This window comes from Bradyrhizobium sp. OAE829 (assembly GCF_040546575.1).
Lineage (GTDB): Bacteria > Pseudomonadota > Alphaproteobacteria > Rhizobiales > Xanthobacteraceae > Bradyrhizobium.
Genome location: NZ_JBEPOE010000001.1, coordinates 7,852,104 through 7,869,043, shown reverse-complemented (window position 1 = coordinate 7,869,043; position 16,940 = coordinate 7,852,104). Strand labels below are relative to the sequence as shown.

The following is a 16,940-nucleotide window of genomic DNA, read 5'->3' as shown; positions in this document are numbered from 1 at the left end:
CCGTTGAGGTTACGCGATTCTCGGTGAGGTCGATCCATGATGGGCCGTCTGCAGAGTGACCAAGGTCAACTGTTCTACGAGTTTCGTCTTGGCGATGCGGTCCCCGAAGATCATCTGGTGCGGAAGATCGACACTGCGCTCGATCTGTCGTGGCTTCGCAGCGAGCTTGCGCCTCATTATTCGTCGATGGGTCGTCCATCGATCGACCCGGAACTGATGATCCGGATGCTGGTGGTGGGGTATGTGTTTGCGATCCGCTCGGAGCGATTGATCTGTCGTGAAGTGCAGGTGAACCTGGCCTATCGCTGGTTCTGCAAGCTCGGTATCGAGGATGCTGTCCCGGATCATTCGGCGTTTTCGCGTGCCCGGAACGAGCGTTTTCGCGAGGGGGATATTTTTCGCCGGGTGTTCGAGCGGGTCGTCGAGGCGTGCATTGCGGCCGGTCTGGTTGGCGGCGAAGGCTTCGCCGTCGATGCGAGCCTGATCCAAGCCGATGCCAACAAGCAGCGCTCAATCGCAGGTCAGGATTGGCGCAGGGATCGTGATCCGGCGAGATCAAGCCGCGCTGTGAAGGAGTATCTGGCGACCCTCGACGATACGGCGTGGGGCGCCGCCAGCGACGTTGTGCCAAAGTTCGTCTCGCCGTCCGATCCCGCGGCCCAGTGGACCGGGGCGCACAAGGGGCCGGCATTCTTCGCTTACTCCGACAACTATCTCATCGACGTGAAGTTCGGCGTGATCGTTGACGTCGAGGCCTCCCGCTCCATTCGACAGGCCGAGGTCGGCGCGGCAAAGACCATGATCGAGCGAACAGAGGAACGCTTCGGCCTTAAGCCGGAACGGCTTGTCGGAGATACCGCTTACGGGGCAGCTCCGATGCTGAACTGGCTGGTCGAGGAGAAAGGCATCGCGCCACATATCCCCGTGTTCGACAAGTCGAAGAGAGATGACGGCACCCTCTCGCGCAGCGACTTTCGATATGATCCGACCAGCGACGTCTACCACTGCCCGGGCGGGAAGCAGCTCGGAACGAGCGGCACCGTGCACGAGGGCAAGACACTTCTATATCGCGCCAGCAAACTCGACTGCGATGTATGTCCGCTCAAACCGCAATGCTGTCCGAAAGACCCATCGCGCAAGATCCCGCGCGACATCCATGAACACGCCCGAGACGTTGCCCGTTCGCTTGCGGAGACTGAAGCCTTCGAGCAGTCACGCCGTGAGCGCAAGAAGATCGAGATGCGGTTTGCGCACCTCAAGCGCATCCTGAAGCTCGGCCGCCTTCGACTGCGCGGTCCACGAGGCGCCCAGGATGAGTTCGTTCTGGCTGCCATCGCCCAGAACCTGCGGCGGCTCGCATCGCTGGTTGCGCGACCGCCACCCGCTCGGGCTCTCTGTATTGCGTAAGCGTAATAGTTGCGTAGAGAGTGTCAGGGTCGAGGGACCAAACCCCGTCGCCCGAAGTCAAATGGCCGAACGACATCATCGGTCACAGCCGACTTTTGCAACAAAATCGGCACATTTGAGACGTGACGGTCGGTTCTCACGATGTCTGCTAACTGGGGTAGACCGGAAGATGAACCATTTGTTCTGCGACCCCGACTAAGCAAATGAACGTCCAGAGAATGGCGGTCGGTTGTTCCGGCTGCTCCGACCAACGTGCGGAGACCACGTGCGATGCAGATGCGCTTCTCAACATGCCGGTTGCTGGCATGCATGGCCGTGGTGGTTCTCGCCGGGTTGCCGAGAGTGGCAGCCGCAGACGAGTTGGATTTCTGCGTAAAACTGTCAGATGACCTCGCGGTCACAGAGTGCTCGCGCGCCATCGACTCGCACCAATACACCGGGCGAAACCTCGCGCGGCTGTATACGCGTCGCGGCGGGGCGTACCAGGCACAGGGCGATCCCAACCGCGCAGTGGCTGACTACAACGAGTCGATGCGGATCGATCCGACGTATCCGGCTGCGTACAGCAACCGCGGCAACATTTGGTTCCACAAGGGCGACTTCGACCGGGCCATCGCGGACTATAATCAGGCGATCCAGCTCAATCCGAAATACGGGGTCGCCTACGTCAACCGCGGCAGCGCCTTGGGTTCCAAGGGCAACCTCGACCGGGCCATCGCGGACTTCAACCGGGCGATCGAGATCGATCCGAAAGATGCTGAAGCGTACTACGGCCGCGGCAGCGCCTGGAGCGCCGGGGGCAAATACGACCGGGCCATCGCGGACTATAACCAGGCGATCGAGCTCAATCCGAAATATGGGAGCGCCTACGTCAACCGCGGCAGCGCCTGGGGCAACAAGGGCGACCTCGACCGGGCCATCGCGGATTTTGACCAGGCGATCCGGCTCGATCCGAAAATTGCCAAAGCCTATTACAACCGCGGCATGGCGTGGGAGAAGAAACGCAGTCTGCAAGCGGCATTGGCTGACTTCAAGATGCACTCTCAACTCGCTCCGGCCGATCCAGACGGCCCGAAGGCTGTGAAGCGCGTATCGAAAGAATTGAGCAAGATGACGGGACGGCGCTGAGATGGCTTGACGTCTAGAAGCGGCACTTTCCGGAAGCCGCGGCTGATGCGGACGATGTCCGTTTGCGGGGGGAAGAGCGGACCTCGTCAACGAAGCGCTGACTTCCGAAAATGACCCGTTTCGGACACCCCGAGATGAAACTTACGCCGAATAAGTACTGGCTGAAGAGCATCTCGCATGGTTTGATCCACCGGCGTAGCCCCGGATGCTGGTGATGGCATGAGACGACGGGAGTTCATACTGTTGACGGGCACTGCTGCCCTCGTCTCCACGTCTATGGCTTACGGCCAACGAACAGCGAAAACACCGATTGTCGGTTTCCTCGTGGCAGGAACACAAGCTTCTCATGGGGCGTGGGTGGCGGCATTCGTGGAGCGACTGTCTAAGCTTGGCTGGACGGATGGGCGCAATGTGAAGATCGAGTATCGCTGGGCGGCGGGAGATGTTCGACAAACCACCGAGTTCGCGGCAGAATTCGTTCAGCGGAAGGTTGACGTGATCGTTACGTCGGCATACGGCGTCGTGGCTGCAAAGCAGGCGACGTCAAGCATTCCGATTGTATTCGCTGCGTACGGCGATGCGGTCGCCAACGGAATCGTCGAGAGCTTGGCCCGGCCTGGCGGCAATGTGACGGGACTTTCCATCCAACCCCGTGAACTCAGCAGCAAACGTCTTGAGTTGGTAAGGGACATCATTCCAAGTGTCCGGCACTTCACTGCACTATTTAACACCAATTACTCAGGTGTTACGCAAGAGGTGATTGGCATTCGGGCGGCATGTGCCAAACTGAATATAGAAGCCAACATAGTGGAAATCCAAACAGCCGACGATATTGACGCAGCGATGGCAACACTCATCGGCCAAACTGACGCGCTTTATGTGTACAGTGAGCCGCTTACAAATGCCAATAAGTCTAGAATCATCAAAGCGGCCACCGCCGCAAAGATTCCAACAATCTTTGGTTTTAGAGAATTCGTGGACGCAGGCGGTCTGATTTCGTACGGAGCGAACTTCGTCGACCTTTTCGCACGGGCGGCGGAATTTACCGACAAGATCTTACGCGGAGCAACGCCAGCTGACATGCCTATTCAGCAACCGGTGAAGTTCGATCTCATCATCAACCTCAAATCAGCCAAGGCTCTCGGCCTGAATGTTTCAGAAACTTTCCTTTCCCGCGCCGACGAGGTGATCGAGTAAGGCACTGCGACGCTGCCTGGCCCCTTAGCGGACATGTCCGGCGCTCCGTCGCAAAGTCCGCTTTTTGACCCAAAGCAGAAGTCGACCTCCGGGCGATCGGCAATTCCGGCCGTCCACCCTGTGCCAAATAATGGGCGTTTCATTCGGCGGATCAGATGCCTCGTGGGTCGATGTCTGGGTGCGTGGCCACGTACTCGATATCGCCATGGGCAATGCCGATATCTTCCAGGTCGCGGCCATTCAGGCCGTACAACGCGGCCCGCACCTTCTCGCGTTTGCGTCGCTCCTGAAGCGCATTCCGGCATCGCCTGATGAAGCCGGGGACTTGCCGGGTCGAGGCGGCGGGCTGTCCCGATACTGTTATCGTGCTCATGGCGGTATCTCCTGGATGTTATGTCCCCAGAGGATGCCAAGGCATCGGCGAGCGCGCTTTACTTGCTCCTTACATTTTCGTCACCGGCAGCTTATTCTTTGCCTTGCCGGCGCGCTGGACCCCGGTATCCGGAAGTTGCTCGGGGGAATGGCAGCTTGCGCTACCTCTTCGAAAACTGCTCTTTCGATACCGACCGCCGCGAGCTGCGTCGCGGCGCTGAACCGGTTAATATCCCGCCTCAGGTCTTCGACTTGCTGGACTACTTGATCCGCAACCGGGAGCACGTCGTCAGCAAGGACGACCTGATCGAGGCCATCTGGAGGGGGCGTATCGTGTCTGAAACGGCACTCACGACCCGCCTGAATGCCGCCCGCACTGCGATCGGCGATTCCGGCGAAGAACAGCGCCTGATAAAAACACTACCACGTAAGGGCTTCCGTTTCGTCGGACCGGTTCAGGAAACCCACGGCTCTGCGAGCGCCGCAGTCGCCGGCCCCCCTGAAAGTCCGCCGAAACCGACTCTTGCGCTCCCCGATAAGCCCTCCATCGCCGTGCTACCGTTTGAGAACATGAGCGGCGATGTGGAACAGGAATATCTCGCGGACGGCATCGTCGACGACATCACCACAGCCCTCTCGTGGTTTAGATCGCTGTTCGTCATCGCCCGCCATTCAAGCTTCACCTACAAAGGCCATGCCGTCGATATCAAACAGGTCGGGCGCGAGCTTGGCGTCCGCTACGTGTTGGAAGGTAGCGTGCGCAAGTCCGCGGAAAAAATTCGCATCGCCTGCCAATTGATCGATGCGACCACCGGGGCGCATCTTTGGGCAGATCGATTTGACGGAGATTTGAGCGACATTTTTGCATTGCAGGACGAGATAACGGTGAATGTTATCGCAGCCATTCACCCGAAATTGCTGCAAGCTGAAATCGATCTAGCTGCGCGGCGTCCGAACAGCGTCAGCGCCTACGACCTGTATCTTCGGGCAACAGCCCACTATCATGCGATGAACCGTGAAGAGGTGGCGGAAGCCCTTCGGCTGCTCTATCGTGCATTGGAGATTGATCCGCGTTACAGCCGCGCGGCGTCGTTGGCCACCGTCTGTCACACCATCAACCTCATGCAAAGATGGGCTATTGATCCGCAGTCGGACGTTAAGGAGGCGGCGCGGCTTGCCCAGCTAGTGCTTAGTATCGACGAGCATGATGCCGATACGCTGGCCTGTGTCGGGCTCGCAAAGGCGTATGTATCGGGTGATTTCGACGCTGCGATAGATCTGGTGAACCAAGCTGTGGCGCTTAATCCAAACTCAGCCACGGCGTGGGGTTTTAGAGGCGTGACCTGCGTCTATATAGGGCAGGCCCAAGAGGCGGTAGGGAGCTTTGAACGCAGCATACGGCTGAATCCGCTCGATCCCACGCTTTTCGTAACGTATTCAATGCTCGGTGTAGCATTCATCGATCTTCGCCGCTTCGAGGAGGCGGTCGCCGCGGCCACGAAAGCCCTTCGCAAGAACAAAACTTTCGGGTTGGCCAATCGATGCCTCGCGGCTGCTTTGGCGCACCTTGGGCGAGATGCAGAAGCCAAGAGAATCGTGGTTCAGATACTTGAGATTGAACCCGGGTTTCGAATATCCGATCTCTTATCTCGTAGTGGTAAATGGCCTCAGAGTTATTTCGAGGGCCTACGCAAAGCGGGACTTCCAGAGTGACGCCGTCATGATCGTTCGACGGTTACCTTAGGCCCATCAGCGATTGACCGAGCAGGCGCGACCAACACTTCCGCCGCGGGCACTTTTGTAGGACTAGGAGCAAAGGGGGTTGCACGTGCGACTGTCTGAGTTTGGCACTTTGCGGAAGCCGCGGCATCGTTAGCGCAAGTCCGAGATAGCCGCATTAGCGGACATCGTTGCTTAACAAGCGGTTCGACTATCGCAACAGCGTCAATAGCTCGCGCGCGCCCGCATCGCATCGAGGTCCCGCGCGTCGAAAGCCCGCCGTCACGCCTCGAACAGTTTACGTATCCACCTTGGAACACATGAGTCCGCGTGGCCCAACTTGCTCGTGTCGTCGGCAGCGCTACCCCGCTCAGCCCTTCTTCGATTTGACGCGGAAGATCACCGGCACGGTAAAGCTCAACCCCTCGTCCGCGATCAATGGCGGCGGCGCCGGCACGGGATCGGAGCGCCGCACCATTGAGAGTGCGGCCTCGTCGAACGCGGCGTCGCCGGATCCTTTTTCGATGCTGACCGAAAGCACGCGTCCCATCCGGTCCAGCGTGAAACGAACAGCGATTTCGGCGGCCTGTTGCGAGCGATCCTTTGGATATTTCTTGTGCTTGTCGAGATGCGCGCTCAGTTCCTTCTGCCAGGTCGCACGCACGCGGCGCGCGGTCTCGCCGCTGCCGATGGCCGGTGCGATCGAGCGCGGCCCCTCCGGGATCGCCTCGGAACTGGGGGTGGCGGTCGCTTCCGACGCAACGGACTCCGTCGAGGCTGCGGTCTGCACCGCCGCGATCTTCGGATCGTCTTCCTTCGGCTTTTTCGACTCGGTCTCCGTCACCACCCGGTCCGCTTCTTCGGGTTCGGTTGGCTTGTCCTGCGGCAGTTCGGTTTCCTTGACCTCGGCCTTCTGCTCGGCGAGTTGGGGCGACGCCGTCGACGCATCCGTATCCGGGCCCGGCGGCAGGTCGGTCGCCTCGCGGTGGACCGAGGCCATTTCGAGCCCGATCTCGATCGCGGTCGCGCCGAGCGCGTCGTCGGCCTCTTCGGACTGCAAATGCGAGATCGCCAGCGCCGCGCCGCCGATGTGCAGCGCGAGCGCGCAGACGCCTGCGAAAATCCAGAGCCGCCGGGACGTGTTCTGTTCGTCGAGGTCAGTCATCACAAATCAGCCGTTCAGGGCTTCGTTTCGGTCGGCGCCGGCACCGCCGACGCGTCCGGAACGCCTTCGAGCGTCACCAGCTTGAGCTTGGAATAACCGCCGGCGCGCAGGATCTCCAGCACGTCCATCAACTCGCCATAGGGCACTGCGCGATCGGCGCGCAGGAACACATACTTATCCTTGCTCATATCCGGCATCGCGTCGAGCGAGCGCACCAGATCGACCCGCTTGACCAGGTTCTCGCCGATCGCGACCGCCAGATCCGGCTTGATGCTGACGTAAGTCGGCTTGTCCGGTTTCTTCTGCGGGGTCGCCGTCGATGTCGGCAGGTCGATTGGAAGATCGACGGTCGACAGCGGCGCCGCCACCATGAAGATGATCAGGAGGACGAGCATGACGTCGATGAACGGCGTGACGTTGATTTCGTGCGATTCCGCAAAATCGCCGTCGTCGTCGTCGCTGTCTGCGATCGAAGCGCCCATCGCCTACTCCGCCGCCGCGCGGGAATGCGAACCGCCGACATGGGTACGATCGAGATCGCGCGACAGCAGCCGTCCTGCGGCGCCCGACGCACGGCCGACCAGTTCCAGGTAGCCCTTGGTCACGCGCGAAAAGTGATTGTAGATGATGACGGCGGGGATCGCGGCGACGAGACCGATCGCGGTCGCCAGCAGCGCTTCGGCGATACCGGGCGCCACCACGGCCAGATTGGTCGTCTGCGATTTCGAGATGCCGATGAAGCTGTTCATGATGCCCCAGACCGTGCCGAACAGTCCGACGAAGGGCGATGTTGCACCGATGGTGGCGAGCAGGCCCATGCCGAGCCGGATCCGCCGCGCCTCGGCGCGCACGATCTCGGCAAAGCTCGACGCCGCGCGCTCCTTGATGCCGGCGTCGCTCGAGATACCCGCCGACAGGCGCGCTTCGCGCATCGCGGCCGCGAGCAACGACGACAGCACGTTACCCTTCGCGCCCAGCGCGAATTGCGCTTCTGCAAGCGAGCGGGAGTCGCTGATCTTCTTGAGCGCATTGCGCAGCTTGCGCTGAATGACGGTCATCTCGATCATCTTGGCGATGAAGATGGTCCAGGTCAGCAGCGAAGCAAAGGCGAGACCGATCATGACGGCCTTGACCAGCACGTCCGCCGACTTGAACATCGACCACGGCGACAATTCGCGGAGCTCCGCAGCGGCGGCCTTCAGCAGCTTGTCACGCTCGGCCGGCGCCGCGGTGGCTTCTGCCGCCGGGGATGCCGCAGTCGGCGCTGCGGCCGCCGACGGCGCGGGAGCCTGAACGGCCGGAGGTTGTGCGGCCGACTGCCCCGCCGCGGGAGCTTGCTGAACCACAGGCGCGGGCGACGCTGCAGGCGCCATCTTCTGCTGGGCCGACGAAGGCACGGTCGACGAAAGCATCGCCAACGCCGCGACTACAGCAAGGGTGGTTCGAGCAACTATGGAATTCATACTTCGGCCCAGTAGCGGATTAGGTTGTGATAGATACCGGTCAATTTGACCGTTTCAGGGTCATCCCGCCCAAGTCGCTCTACCAAGGCCTGGATCGCGGTATCGAGATCGAAGATCAGGCTGCGGGCGTGAGCATCCCGTACCATGCTCTGCAGCCAGAAAAAAGATGCGACACGCATACCTCGTGTGACCGGCGTCACCAGATGCAAACTAGAAGCAGGATAAAGAACCATGTCCCCGGCCGGGAGCTTGATTTCCTGGGAGCCATAGCGGTCCTCGACCACCAGTTCGCCGCCATCATACTCGTCCGGTTCCGACAAAAACAACGTAACCGACAGGTCGGTCCGGATCCGCAAGCCGGTCAGGGTGTCGCCCCGCACCGCGTTGTCGACATGGATACCGAAATGATGCCCGTCGGAGGCGGTGTAGCGGTTGAACAGCGGCGGAAAGATCTGCAGCGGGATCGCCGCCGAGATGAATCTCGGGCTCGCCGTCAGCGCCGACAACACGCGATGGCCGAGCTTGCGGGCGACCTCGCTGTCCGGCGGCAATTGCTCGTTGCGCTTGACCAACGCGGACTGCGCGCCGGCGGTGGAACGACCGTCCTCCCACGCGCTCTCATCCATAATGCGGCGGAACTCCGCCACATCAGCCTTATCAAGCACCGCGGGGATGCAGATCAGCATGCCACCTGCATCCTTAGAATTTGTCTAGAACCGTGCCGAAAGTACCAGATAGGCCGCGCGGCCAGGCGCTTCCAGCACGAACGGCGCCGCGCTCTGGTACAGCGCGTCGTAGTAGCGCTTGTCGAAGATGTTGTTGACGAACAGTTTGACCTTCCAGTTCTGGTTGATCTTCGCTTCGGCAAAGGTGTCGAAACGCCAGTAGCTCGGGATCGACGTGCCCTGGTTGGCGGACAGCAAGGTGCCGCCGTAAATCTCCGAGCGGTACACCGCCTGTCCGCCGACCTCCCAGACGTCCGTGAGCTGGTATTTGGTCAGCAGGCTGAAGGACTGGTGCGCGACGTTGGCAAGCTTCAGTCCGACGTTGGTGGGGAACAGCACCGTGTTGGGCGACGGCGCCAGCGACTTCGTGACCTCCGACTGCATCAGCACGAGCCCGCCGAACACACTCCACTTGTCGGTGATCTTGCCGCCCACCCCAAGATCGATGCCGCGGATGCGGTAAGAGGCACCGGCCGTGATACAGGAAATGTTACCCGTCGTACCGGTCGGGTAGACACACCCAAGCGCGGTCGCAGCGCTGGAGCTGCTCACATTCTGCGCTTCGCGAGCGTTTTCCTTCTCGGTCTGGAACAGCGCCGCGGTCACCAGCAGGCGGCGATCGAACAGCTCCCATTTGGTTCCGACTTCGAAGGCCTTGTTCTTTTCCGGCCCGAAGATCTGGGTGTTGCCACCGGGCAGGACCGGATTGATGCCGCCATAGGCCGTGCTGGTGCCGTCGAATTCGGCGCCGACAGGGTTCGCCGAGGTCGCGTAAGCCACATAGACGCTGCCGTTCGGCAACGGCTTCAGCGTGAGACCGAGGTTGAAGTTGGGAATCTGGAAATCCGCCGACTGCTGGCCGAAGGCATTGTTTGCCCCGTATCCTGACGTCTTGATGCTGTAGTCATCGTAGCGGAAACCACCGTTGACGATCACGAGGTCGCGGTAATTGGCGGAATCCATGACATATCCGCTCGTGGTGTCGATTCCGACCTTTGTCGGGAATCCCGAAAGCGACGGGATTCCGTGAGGCAAATTCGTGTTTTGAGGATAGAAGACGCTGGTGTTCGTTGGCGAGCCAGACGGGCTTACAGGAATTCCGTTTGCCTCCGAGGTAAGCCCCAAATACTTGTCGATCGACGTTCTCTCACGAGCGACTTCAATACCCGCCAGCACAGTATGTTTGAACCCGACCGCATCCTGGAATTTGTAGATCGCTTCCGTCTGGTTGGCGAGCACGTCGGTGATCTGAAAACGGCTCTGCGGGTTGGACGTCAGCGTCGAAGCCGAGAGCGGGTTGGCTAGTACTGGCGATTCCGGCAGCGTTCCGATGTAATTCTGGGTCGAGCTAGACGCGCGGAACTTGTTACTGATCATCAGGTCGGGCGTGATCTGAACCTCGGCGTTGATCGTGCCGATGTCCTGGCCGGTCCTGTAGAAGTCGCGGTTGATCGCTCCGTACCAGTTGTTGCGATTGACGCCGAAATCCGTGAACGGACCGCCGGCCGTGGTGGCCGTGCTCGGCCGGTAGTAAGGCACGCCGAAATCGGGGATACCGGTCAGCTCGGTATGGATATAGTTGCCGGTGATCTTCACCGCATCGACCGGCTTCCAGGTTGCCGCGACAAAACCGCCATTGCGGTTATCGGTGACATAGCTGCGGCCGGCGACGTCCGCGTCCTGGAACAGCCCGCCAGCACGAAGGGCCAATGTCGGGCTGATCACCTGGTTGAGGTCGAGCGTCACCCGCTTGGCGTGGTCGGTGCCGAACGTGGTGTCCATGTTGTAGAAGCTTTTCTCAGTGGTCGCCTGCTTGGTCACGATGTTGATCGCGCCGCCGGTCGTACCGCGGCCGGCAAAGGACGAACCGGGTCCGCGGAGAATCTCGACCTGCTCGGTGAAGAAATTCTCGCGGACACTGACGCCGGAGTCGCGCACGCCGTCGATGAATATGTCGTTGCGGGCGTCGAAGCCGCGGATGAAGAAGCGATCGCCGAAGGCGTTGCCGCCCTCGCCCGTGCCCAGCGTCACGCCTGCGGTGCTCAGGATCGCCTGCTTGAGCGTGGTGGCGTTCTTGTCTTCCAGCACTTCCTTTGTCAGCACTGTGATCGTCTTTGGCGTATTGAGGATCGGCTCGGGAAACTTGCCTGACGCCTGCACCCGGGTGGCCATGTAGGGCGCATCCGGATTTGCATAGGGATTGCGGTCCGCGCGCAAGCCACCGGCATTGGGGAACGGCACCGCCGCGGCCGCCGTGGGCTGCGCGCGGCGCGCCGCGCGCCGCAGTGCCGAGCGGGCACGGAGTTGGTCCGCCGAAGGTTTCGCAGCAGCAGGACGCGGGCGAGCGACCGGGGCATCGACCGTCACCGGCGGGAGGCTGGATTGCTGGGCTTCGGCGCCGGAGAACGACGCAACGGCGATCAGACCCGCGACCGCCGTGACCGTCTTGCCGGAATTGTTTTCAATGGCTTGATTGGCCGAGTTGATCGCCGCGCCGAAACGCAGCGATTTCGGTGCTTTTGCTTTGTTCATGACGCGCCCCTGAATGAAACCTTGGATGTCGCGCTTTTTGTCGCGCGACAATCCGTCCCATTGCGGGTGCTATCGAGCGGGGGAACTCGGGTCAATGTGATTGGAGCAACACAGAGAAATGAATCGCACCAGTTAAAAGAGATTCTAAACTACAGTTTGAAAGCGTTCTAAACTTAGATTTGAAACGTTCTAAATTGTTGCAAGAAATAGCTGGGACACAGGGCTTTCTGAGATTCCGGCTTTGATCAATCCGAACTCGGCGGCTTCATCAGCGAAAACAACTCATCGACCTTCGCCTGCGCGACCTGTCGTACCCGCTCGGTGTTTTCCATCCCGGCGATGTTGACGCCCTTGACCACCGCTTTGATTTCGTCGCGGAAGTCGGTGAGAAACCGCAACGGATCGGGCGAGCTGTTGGCGACGCGCGCGATCAATCCCGTGACCAGGATCTCGCAGGCCATCATGCGTCCGTTCAACTCATCCATCACTTGCTCCCGGTGTCGCAACGTTGCTCGCGCGCTATGGACGACATCGAGTCGTGTTTCAACCACTTCGAAAATGACGCGACCAAAAAAGTGCGGGAGCTCGACGGGCCGTCGATCGCGTCGCGCGAGGCGTTGAGGCGATGGTGTCCGGCTTCAACAAAACTCGTCTCGCCACGACGCTCGATGCATTCACCGCGATGCGGCGGGCGAACGCCCGGCGAGTTGCGCAATCGGCAGGCATTGCGAAGCAACATTCTTGATCAAGCTGCATCAAGCTGCGAGGCGATCAAACCTTTCCAATTGTTTAGGATTCTTCAAGTCTTAGTGTGTTTACACCCAAACGGCGCGCATACTACACCGGACTTCGCTGGGAACGCTTTGAATACCCTCCCGAACCCAAGAAGCCTGCATGTCCAAATCGCGCGCGATCCGTCTGTTATTGCTGATCGGTGCAATGGCCGGGCTCGGCTATTTCGGCTGGCAGCGATTCCATGGCGAAGACCACGCCGCGCAGGCTGCCAGTTCCCAACAGCGCGCACCGGCCCGCGTCGCCGTCAAGACCGCCGCCGTCGAGAAGGCCGATTTCCCGGTCTATCTGACCGGCCTTGGCACGGTGCAAGGCTTTAATACTGTCCTGGTCCGCACCCGCGTCGATGGCCAGATCAACCGGATCGCCTTCCAGGAAGGTCAGTTCGTCAAGCAGGGCGATACGCTGGTCGAGATCGATCCGCGGCCGTTCCAGGCGACGCTCGATCAGGCCAAGGCCAAGAAAGCCCAGGACGAAGCCAATCTCGCCAACGCCAGTCTCGATTTGCAGCGCTTTACCAAGCTCGGCGAATTCGCAACCCGGCAGCAAACCGATACCCAGCGCTCCACCGTCGCGCAGCTGACGGCGCAGATCGAGGCCGACGCCGCGGCCATTTTCAATGCGCAAACCCAGCTCGACTACGCCACCATCAAGTCGCCGATCTCCGGGGTCGCGGGCCTGCGCCAGGTCGACGTCGGCAACATCGTCAATGCCGCAACCCAGACCGGCATTGTGACCATCGCGCAGATCGAACCGATCGCCGTGATCTTCACGGCCCCCGAAGATCAACTGCCTGATATCAAGGCTGCACTTGCGGTGGCGCCGCCGGAGACGATCGCGCTGTCGACCGACGGCAAGCGGGTGCTGTCGACGGGAACGCTGGCGCTGATCAACAACCAGGTCGACACCACGAGCGGCACGATCCGGCTCAAGGCGCTGTTCGACAACAAGGACCATGCGCTGTGGCCGGGCCAGTCGGTTTCGACCCGTCTTTTGATTGCGACGCTGAAGGACGCCACCGTGGTGCCCGACGATGCGGTTCAGCACGGGCCCGACGGCCTCTACGCCTTCACGGTCGACCAGGACAACAAGGCCGCACTGCGCAAGATCAAGGTGACGCGGTCGTTCGACGGGCGCTCCGTGATCGATGAGGGATTGTCGCCCGGCGAGCAGGTGATCACGGCGGGCCAATACAAGGTTCAGCCGGGCACGCTGGTTTCGACCGCGGTCGCAAGTTCGGACCCGGTGCCGGCCAAGGTCGGCCGAAAATGAGCGGCGGAATCTCGGCACCCTTCATTCGCTATCCCATCGGCACCTCGCTGATGATGGCCGGCATCCTGTTCATCGGCCTCGTCGCCTATCCGCTGCTGCCGGTGGCCCCGTTGCCGCAGGTCGATTTTCCGACCATCCAGGTCTCCGCCAGCCTGCCGGGCGGCAGTCCGGAGACCATGGCCTCGTCGGTGGCGCAGCCGCTGGAGCGCCAGCTCGCGCAAATTCCCGGCATCGCGCAGATGACCTCGACCAGCTATCTCGGCACGTCGGCGGTCACCATCCAGTTCGATCTCAACCGTTCGATCGACGGCGCCGCCAACGACGTGCAGGCTGCGATCAACGCCGCCGGCGGCCAATTGCCGAAGAACCTCCCCTCGCCGCCGACCTATCGCAAGGTCAACCCGGCGGATTCGCCGATCTTGCTGCTGTCGGCGACGTCGGACACGCTGCCGCTGACATCAGTCAGCGATGCCGTCGACACCCAGCTCGCCCAGCAGATCAGCCAGATTTCCGGTGTTGCGCAGGTCATCATCGGCGGCCAGCAGAAGCCCGCGATCCGCATCCAGATCGATCCCGCCAAGCTCGTCGCCAAGGGCCTGTCGATGGAGGATGTGCGCAGCCAGATCGCGATCACCACCGTCGACAGCCCGAAGGGCAATATCGACGGCGCCACCCGCGCCTACACCATCTACGCCAACGACCAGCTGCTCGATTCCAAGAACTGGAACGACGTCATCATCGCGTTTCGCAATGGCGGTCCGCTGCGGGTTCGCGATATCGGCCAGGCCGTCACCGGCCCGGAAGACGCCAAGCAGGCGGCCTGGGCCAACGGCAAACGCGGCGTGTTCCTCGTCGTGTTCAAACAGCCCGGCGCCAACGTCATCGACACCGTCGACAAGATCAAAGCGACGCTGCCGCGGCTGGTTGCGGCGATCCCGCCTGCGATCAAGATCGAGGTCATCAGCGACCGCACCCAGACCATCCGTGCCGCGGTCGAGGACGTGCAATTCACGCTGCTTTTGACCATCGCGCTGGTGGTGATGGTGATCTTCATCTTCCTGCGCAGCTTCTGGGCCACCGTGATCCCGACCGTCACGGTGCCTCTGGCCTTGCTCGGCGCCTGCGCGCTGATGTGGGTATTCGGCTATTCGCTCGACAATCTGTCGCTGATGGCGCTCACCATCGCCGTCGGCTTCGTCGTCGACGACGCCATCGTGATGCTGGAGAACATCACCCGCTACATCGAGGAAGGCGAGAAACCGATGGCCGCCGCCTTCAAGGGCGCCAAGGAAATCGGCTTCACCATCGTCTCGATCTCGATCTCGCTGGTCGCGGTGCTGATCCCGCTGCTGCTGATGGGCGGCATTATCGGCCGGCTGTTCCGCGAATTCGCGGTCACGCTGGCGATGACGATCTTCGTATCGATGATCGTGTCGCTGACGCTGACACCGATGATGGCTTCGCGCTTCCTCAGGTCGCATCATGAGACCAGGCATGGCCGCTTCTACCAATGGAGCGAAAGCGCGTTTGACGCGATGCTTCGCGCCTATGAGCGCGGGCTCGATCTGGCGCTGCGCTGGAAATTCACGACGCTGATGATCTTCTTCGCGACGCTGGGATTGTCGGTCTATCTGTTCGTGATCATCCCGAAAGGCTTCTTCCCGCAACAGGACGTCGGCCTGATCACCGCGACGTCCGAGGCCAGCCAGGATATTTCGTTCGCCGACATGAAGCGCCACCAGGAGGAACTCGGCAAGATCGTGATGGCCGATCCTGATGTCGCGACCATCGCCATGAACATCGGCGGCAGCGGCAGGGCCGGCAACAACGGCAACATGTTCATCACGCTGAAGCCGCGCAACGAGCGCAAGGCGTCAGCGCAGGAGATCATCGCCCGGCTGCGCCCCAAGCTGGACAAGGTCGAGGGCGCCCGGCTCTATATGCAGGCGGCGCAGGACGTGCGACTGGGCGGCCGGCCGACGCGAACCCAGTTCGAATTCACGCTGCAGGACGCCAATCTGGCCGAACTGAACGAATGGGCGCCGAAGATCCTGGCGAAAATGCAAACGCTGCCCGAACTGCGCGACGTCGCGACCGACCAGCAGACCAACGGCACCACGGTGGAACTGAAGATCAATCGCGACACCGCCTCGCGCTACGGCATCCAGCCGCAATTGATCGACGACACGCTGTATGACGCCTTTGGCCAGCGCCAGGTGACGCAATACTTCACGCAGCTCAACAGCTATCACGTGATCCTCGAAGTGCTGCCGGAATTGCAGGGCAGCATCGACACCCTGAACAAGATCTATGTGAAGTCGCCGACCACCGGCGACCAGGTGCCGCTGTCGACGTTTGCGAAATGGACCAGCGTACCGGTGCGGCCGCTGTCGATCAGCCACCAGGGCCAGTTCCCGGCGATCACGATCAGCTTCAACCTCGGCCAGGGCGTGGCGCTGGGCCAGGCGACCAACGCGGTCCAGAAGGCGATGGTCGAGATCGGCGCGCCGACGACGCTCAACTCGAGTTTCCAGGGCACCGCCCAGGCCTTCCAGCAATCGCTCGGCACCGTGCCGCTGTTGATCCTCGCGGCCCTCGTGGTCGTCTATTTGATCCTCGGCATTCTCTATGAAAGCTACATCCACCCGATCACGATCCTGTCGACGCTGCCGTCGGCCGGCGTCGGTGCACTGGCGATCCTGATGCTGTTCGGATTCGATTTCAGCCTGATCGCGCTGATCGGCATCGTTCTGCTGATCGGCATCGTGAAGAAGAACGGCATCATGATGGTCGATTTTGCGATCTCGGCCGAGCGCGACGACCAGCTGGAGCCGGAGGCCGCGATCCGCAGGGCGGCGCTGCTGCGTTTCCGCCCGATCATGATGACGACGATGGCAGCCCTGCTCGGCGGCGTGCCGCTGATGCTCGGCACCGGCACCGGATCGGAAATCCGCCAGCCGCTCGGCTATGCCATGGTCGGTGGCCTCATCGTCAGCCAGGCGCTGACGCTGTTCACGACGCCGGTGATCTATCTCTATCTCGACCGGCTCTCCAATGCCTTTGCGCGCTGGGGACGACCGGCGCATCCCGATCGCGAAGCCGATCCGGAACAGCAGGGCACAGTCAAGCAAGCCGCCGAGTGAACTGGCTTTGCGCGTGATGGATTGC

The 16,940-nt window shown here is 61.2% G+C and carries 13 protein-coding genes; 6 read left to right on the top strand and 7 right to left on the bottom strand.

Annotation, left to right across the window (positions count from 1 at the left end):
* The first annotated feature begins 36 nt into the window (after positions 1–36).
* The 3 genes from ABIE49_RS37270 to ABIE49_RS37260 all read left to right on the top strand — a co-directional run bounded on the left by ABIE49_RS37270 (position 37) and on the right by ABIE49_RS37260 (position 3,732).
* Positions 37–1,407 carry a transposase gene (locus ABIE49_RS37270; protein ID WP_354066552.1) on the top strand — a complete coding sequence of 457 codons (1,371 nt, stop codon included), beginning with the start codon at positions 37–39 and terminating at the stop codon, positions 1,405–1,407.
* 270 nt (positions 1,408–1,677) lie between these two features.
* Entirely contained in the window at positions 1,678–2,535 is an 858-nt protein-coding gene (locus ABIE49_RS37265) for a tetratricopeptide repeat protein (RefSeq protein ID WP_192740392.1), read from the top strand.
* A 243-nt stretch (positions 2,536–2,778) separates the two neighbouring features.
* Positions 2,779–3,732, top strand: coding sequence for an ABC transporter substrate-binding protein (locus ABIE49_RS37260; protein ID WP_192740393.1), 954 nt, complete (start codon positions 2,779–2,781; stop codon positions 3,730–3,732).
* Between the two features lie 151 nt (positions 3,733–3,883).
* Here the strand turns inward: ABIE49_RS37260 and ABIE49_RS37255 are convergent, their stop codons facing one another.
* Positions 3,884–4,105, bottom strand: coding sequence for a DUF1127 domain-containing protein (locus tag ABIE49_RS37255; RefSeq protein WP_192740394.1), 222 nt, complete (start codon positions 4,103–4,105; stop codon positions 3,884–3,886).
* Between the two features lie 155 nt (positions 4,106–4,260).
* On the opposite strand from ABIE49_RS37255, the gene ABIE49_RS37250 reads away from it, so the two are divergent.
* Positions 4,261–5,817: a winged helix-turn-helix domain-containing tetratricopeptide repeat protein gene (locus ABIE49_RS37250; protein WP_192740395.1), complete on the top strand. Its 1,557-nt coding sequence runs from the start codon at positions 4,261–4,263 to the stop codon at positions 5,815–5,817.
* Positions 5,818–6,193: 376 nt separating this feature from the next.
* Here ABIE49_RS37250 and tolA read toward each other — a convergent pair whose 3' ends face one another.
* From tolA to ABIE49_RS37220, 6 genes are all read right to left on the bottom strand, one after another.
* The gene (tolA, locus tag ABIE49_RS37245) at positions 6,194–6,988 is read right to left on the bottom strand and encodes a cell envelope integrity protein TolA (RefSeq protein WP_192740396.1); all 795 of its coding nucleotides are present in this window, start codon (positions 6,986–6,988) and stop codon (positions 6,194–6,196) included.
* A gap of 14 nt (positions 6,989–7,002) precedes the next feature.
* Complete coding sequence (exbD, locus tag ABIE49_RS37240; protein ID WP_192740397.1) at positions 7,003–7,470, bottom strand: TonB system transport protein ExbD; 468 nt, start codon at positions 7,468–7,470, stop codon at positions 7,003–7,005.
* Positions 7,471–7,473: 3 nt separating this feature from the next.
* Entirely contained in the window at positions 7,474–8,451 is a 978-nt protein-coding gene (gene exbB, locus ABIE49_RS37235; protein WP_192740398.1) for a tonB-system energizer ExbB, read from the bottom strand.
* Positions 8,448–9,137 (bottom strand): Fe2+-dependent dioxygenase, encoded by a 690-nt coding sequence (locus tag ABIE49_RS37230; RefSeq protein ID WP_192740399.1) that lies wholly within the window; start codon positions 9,135–9,137, stop codon positions 8,448–8,450. Before ABIE49_RS37230 ends, exbB begins: the two co-directional genes overlap by 4 nt.
* Before the next feature lie 24 nt (positions 9,138–9,161).
* Positions 9,162–11,708 (bottom strand): TonB-dependent receptor, encoded by a 2,547-nt coding sequence (locus tag ABIE49_RS37225; protein WP_192740400.1) that lies wholly within the window; start codon positions 11,706–11,708, stop codon positions 9,162–9,164.
* 245 nt (positions 11,709–11,953) lie between these two features.
* Complete coding sequence (locus ABIE49_RS37220; protein ID WP_192740401.1) at positions 11,954–12,193, bottom strand: hypothetical protein; 240 nt, start codon at positions 12,191–12,193, stop codon at positions 11,954–11,956.
* Between the two features lie 409 nt (positions 12,194–12,602).
* Between ABIE49_RS37220 and ABIE49_RS37215 the strand changes: the two genes are divergently transcribed.
* On the top strand, positions 12,603–13,772 hold the full coding sequence (locus ABIE49_RS37215) for an efflux RND transporter periplasmic adaptor subunit (RefSeq protein ID WP_192740402.1): 1,170 nt from the start codon (positions 12,603–12,605) through the stop codon (positions 13,770–13,772).
* Positions 13,769–16,915, top strand: coding sequence for a multidrug efflux RND transporter permease subunit (locus ABIE49_RS37210; protein ID WP_192740403.1), 3,147 nt, complete (start codon positions 13,769–13,771; stop codon positions 16,913–16,915). Before ABIE49_RS37215 ends, ABIE49_RS37210 begins: the two co-directional genes overlap by 4 nt.
* Positions 16,916–16,940: the final 25 nt, after the last annotated feature.

Coding starts and splice junctions, on each gene's coding strand:
- ABIE49_RS37270 (WP_354066552.1), top strand. CDS start 37: ATGATGGGCCGTCTGCAGAGTGACCAAGGTCAACTGTTCTACGAGTTT.
- ABIE49_RS37265 (WP_192740392.1), top strand. CDS start 1,678: ATGCAGATGCGCTTCTCAACATGCCGGTTGCTGGCATGCATGGCCGTG.
- ABIE49_RS37255 (WP_192740394.1), bottom strand. CDS start 4,105: ATGAGCACGATAACAGTATCGGGACAGCCCGCCGCCTCGACCCGGCAA.
- tolA (WP_192740396.1), bottom strand. CDS start 6,988: ATGACTGACCTCGACGAACAGAACACGTCCCGGCGGCTCTGGATTTTC.
- exbD (WP_192740397.1), bottom strand. CDS start 7,470: ATGGGCGCTTCGATCGCAGACAGCGACGACGACGACGGCGATTTTGCG.
- exbB (WP_192740398.1), bottom strand. CDS start 8,451: ATGAATTCCATAGTTGCTCGAACCACCCTTGCTGTAGTCGCGGCGTTG.
- ABIE49_RS37230 (WP_192740399.1), bottom strand. CDS start 9,137: ATGCTGATCTGCATCCCCGCGGTGCTTGATAAGGCTGATGTGGCGGAG.
- ABIE49_RS37225 (WP_192740400.1), bottom strand. CDS start 11,708: ATGAACAAAGCAAAAGCACCGAAATCGCTGCGTTTCGGCGCGGCGATC.
- ABIE49_RS37220 (WP_192740401.1), bottom strand. CDS start 12,193: ATGGATGAGTTGAACGGACGCATGATGGCCTGCGAGATCCTGGTCACG.
- ABIE49_RS37215 (WP_192740402.1), top strand. CDS start 12,603: ATGTCCAAATCGCGCGCGATCCGTCTGTTATTGCTGATCGGTGCAATG.
- ABIE49_RS37210 (WP_192740403.1), top strand. CDS start 13,769: ATGAGCGGCGGAATCTCGGCACCCTTCATTCGCTATCCCATCGGCACC.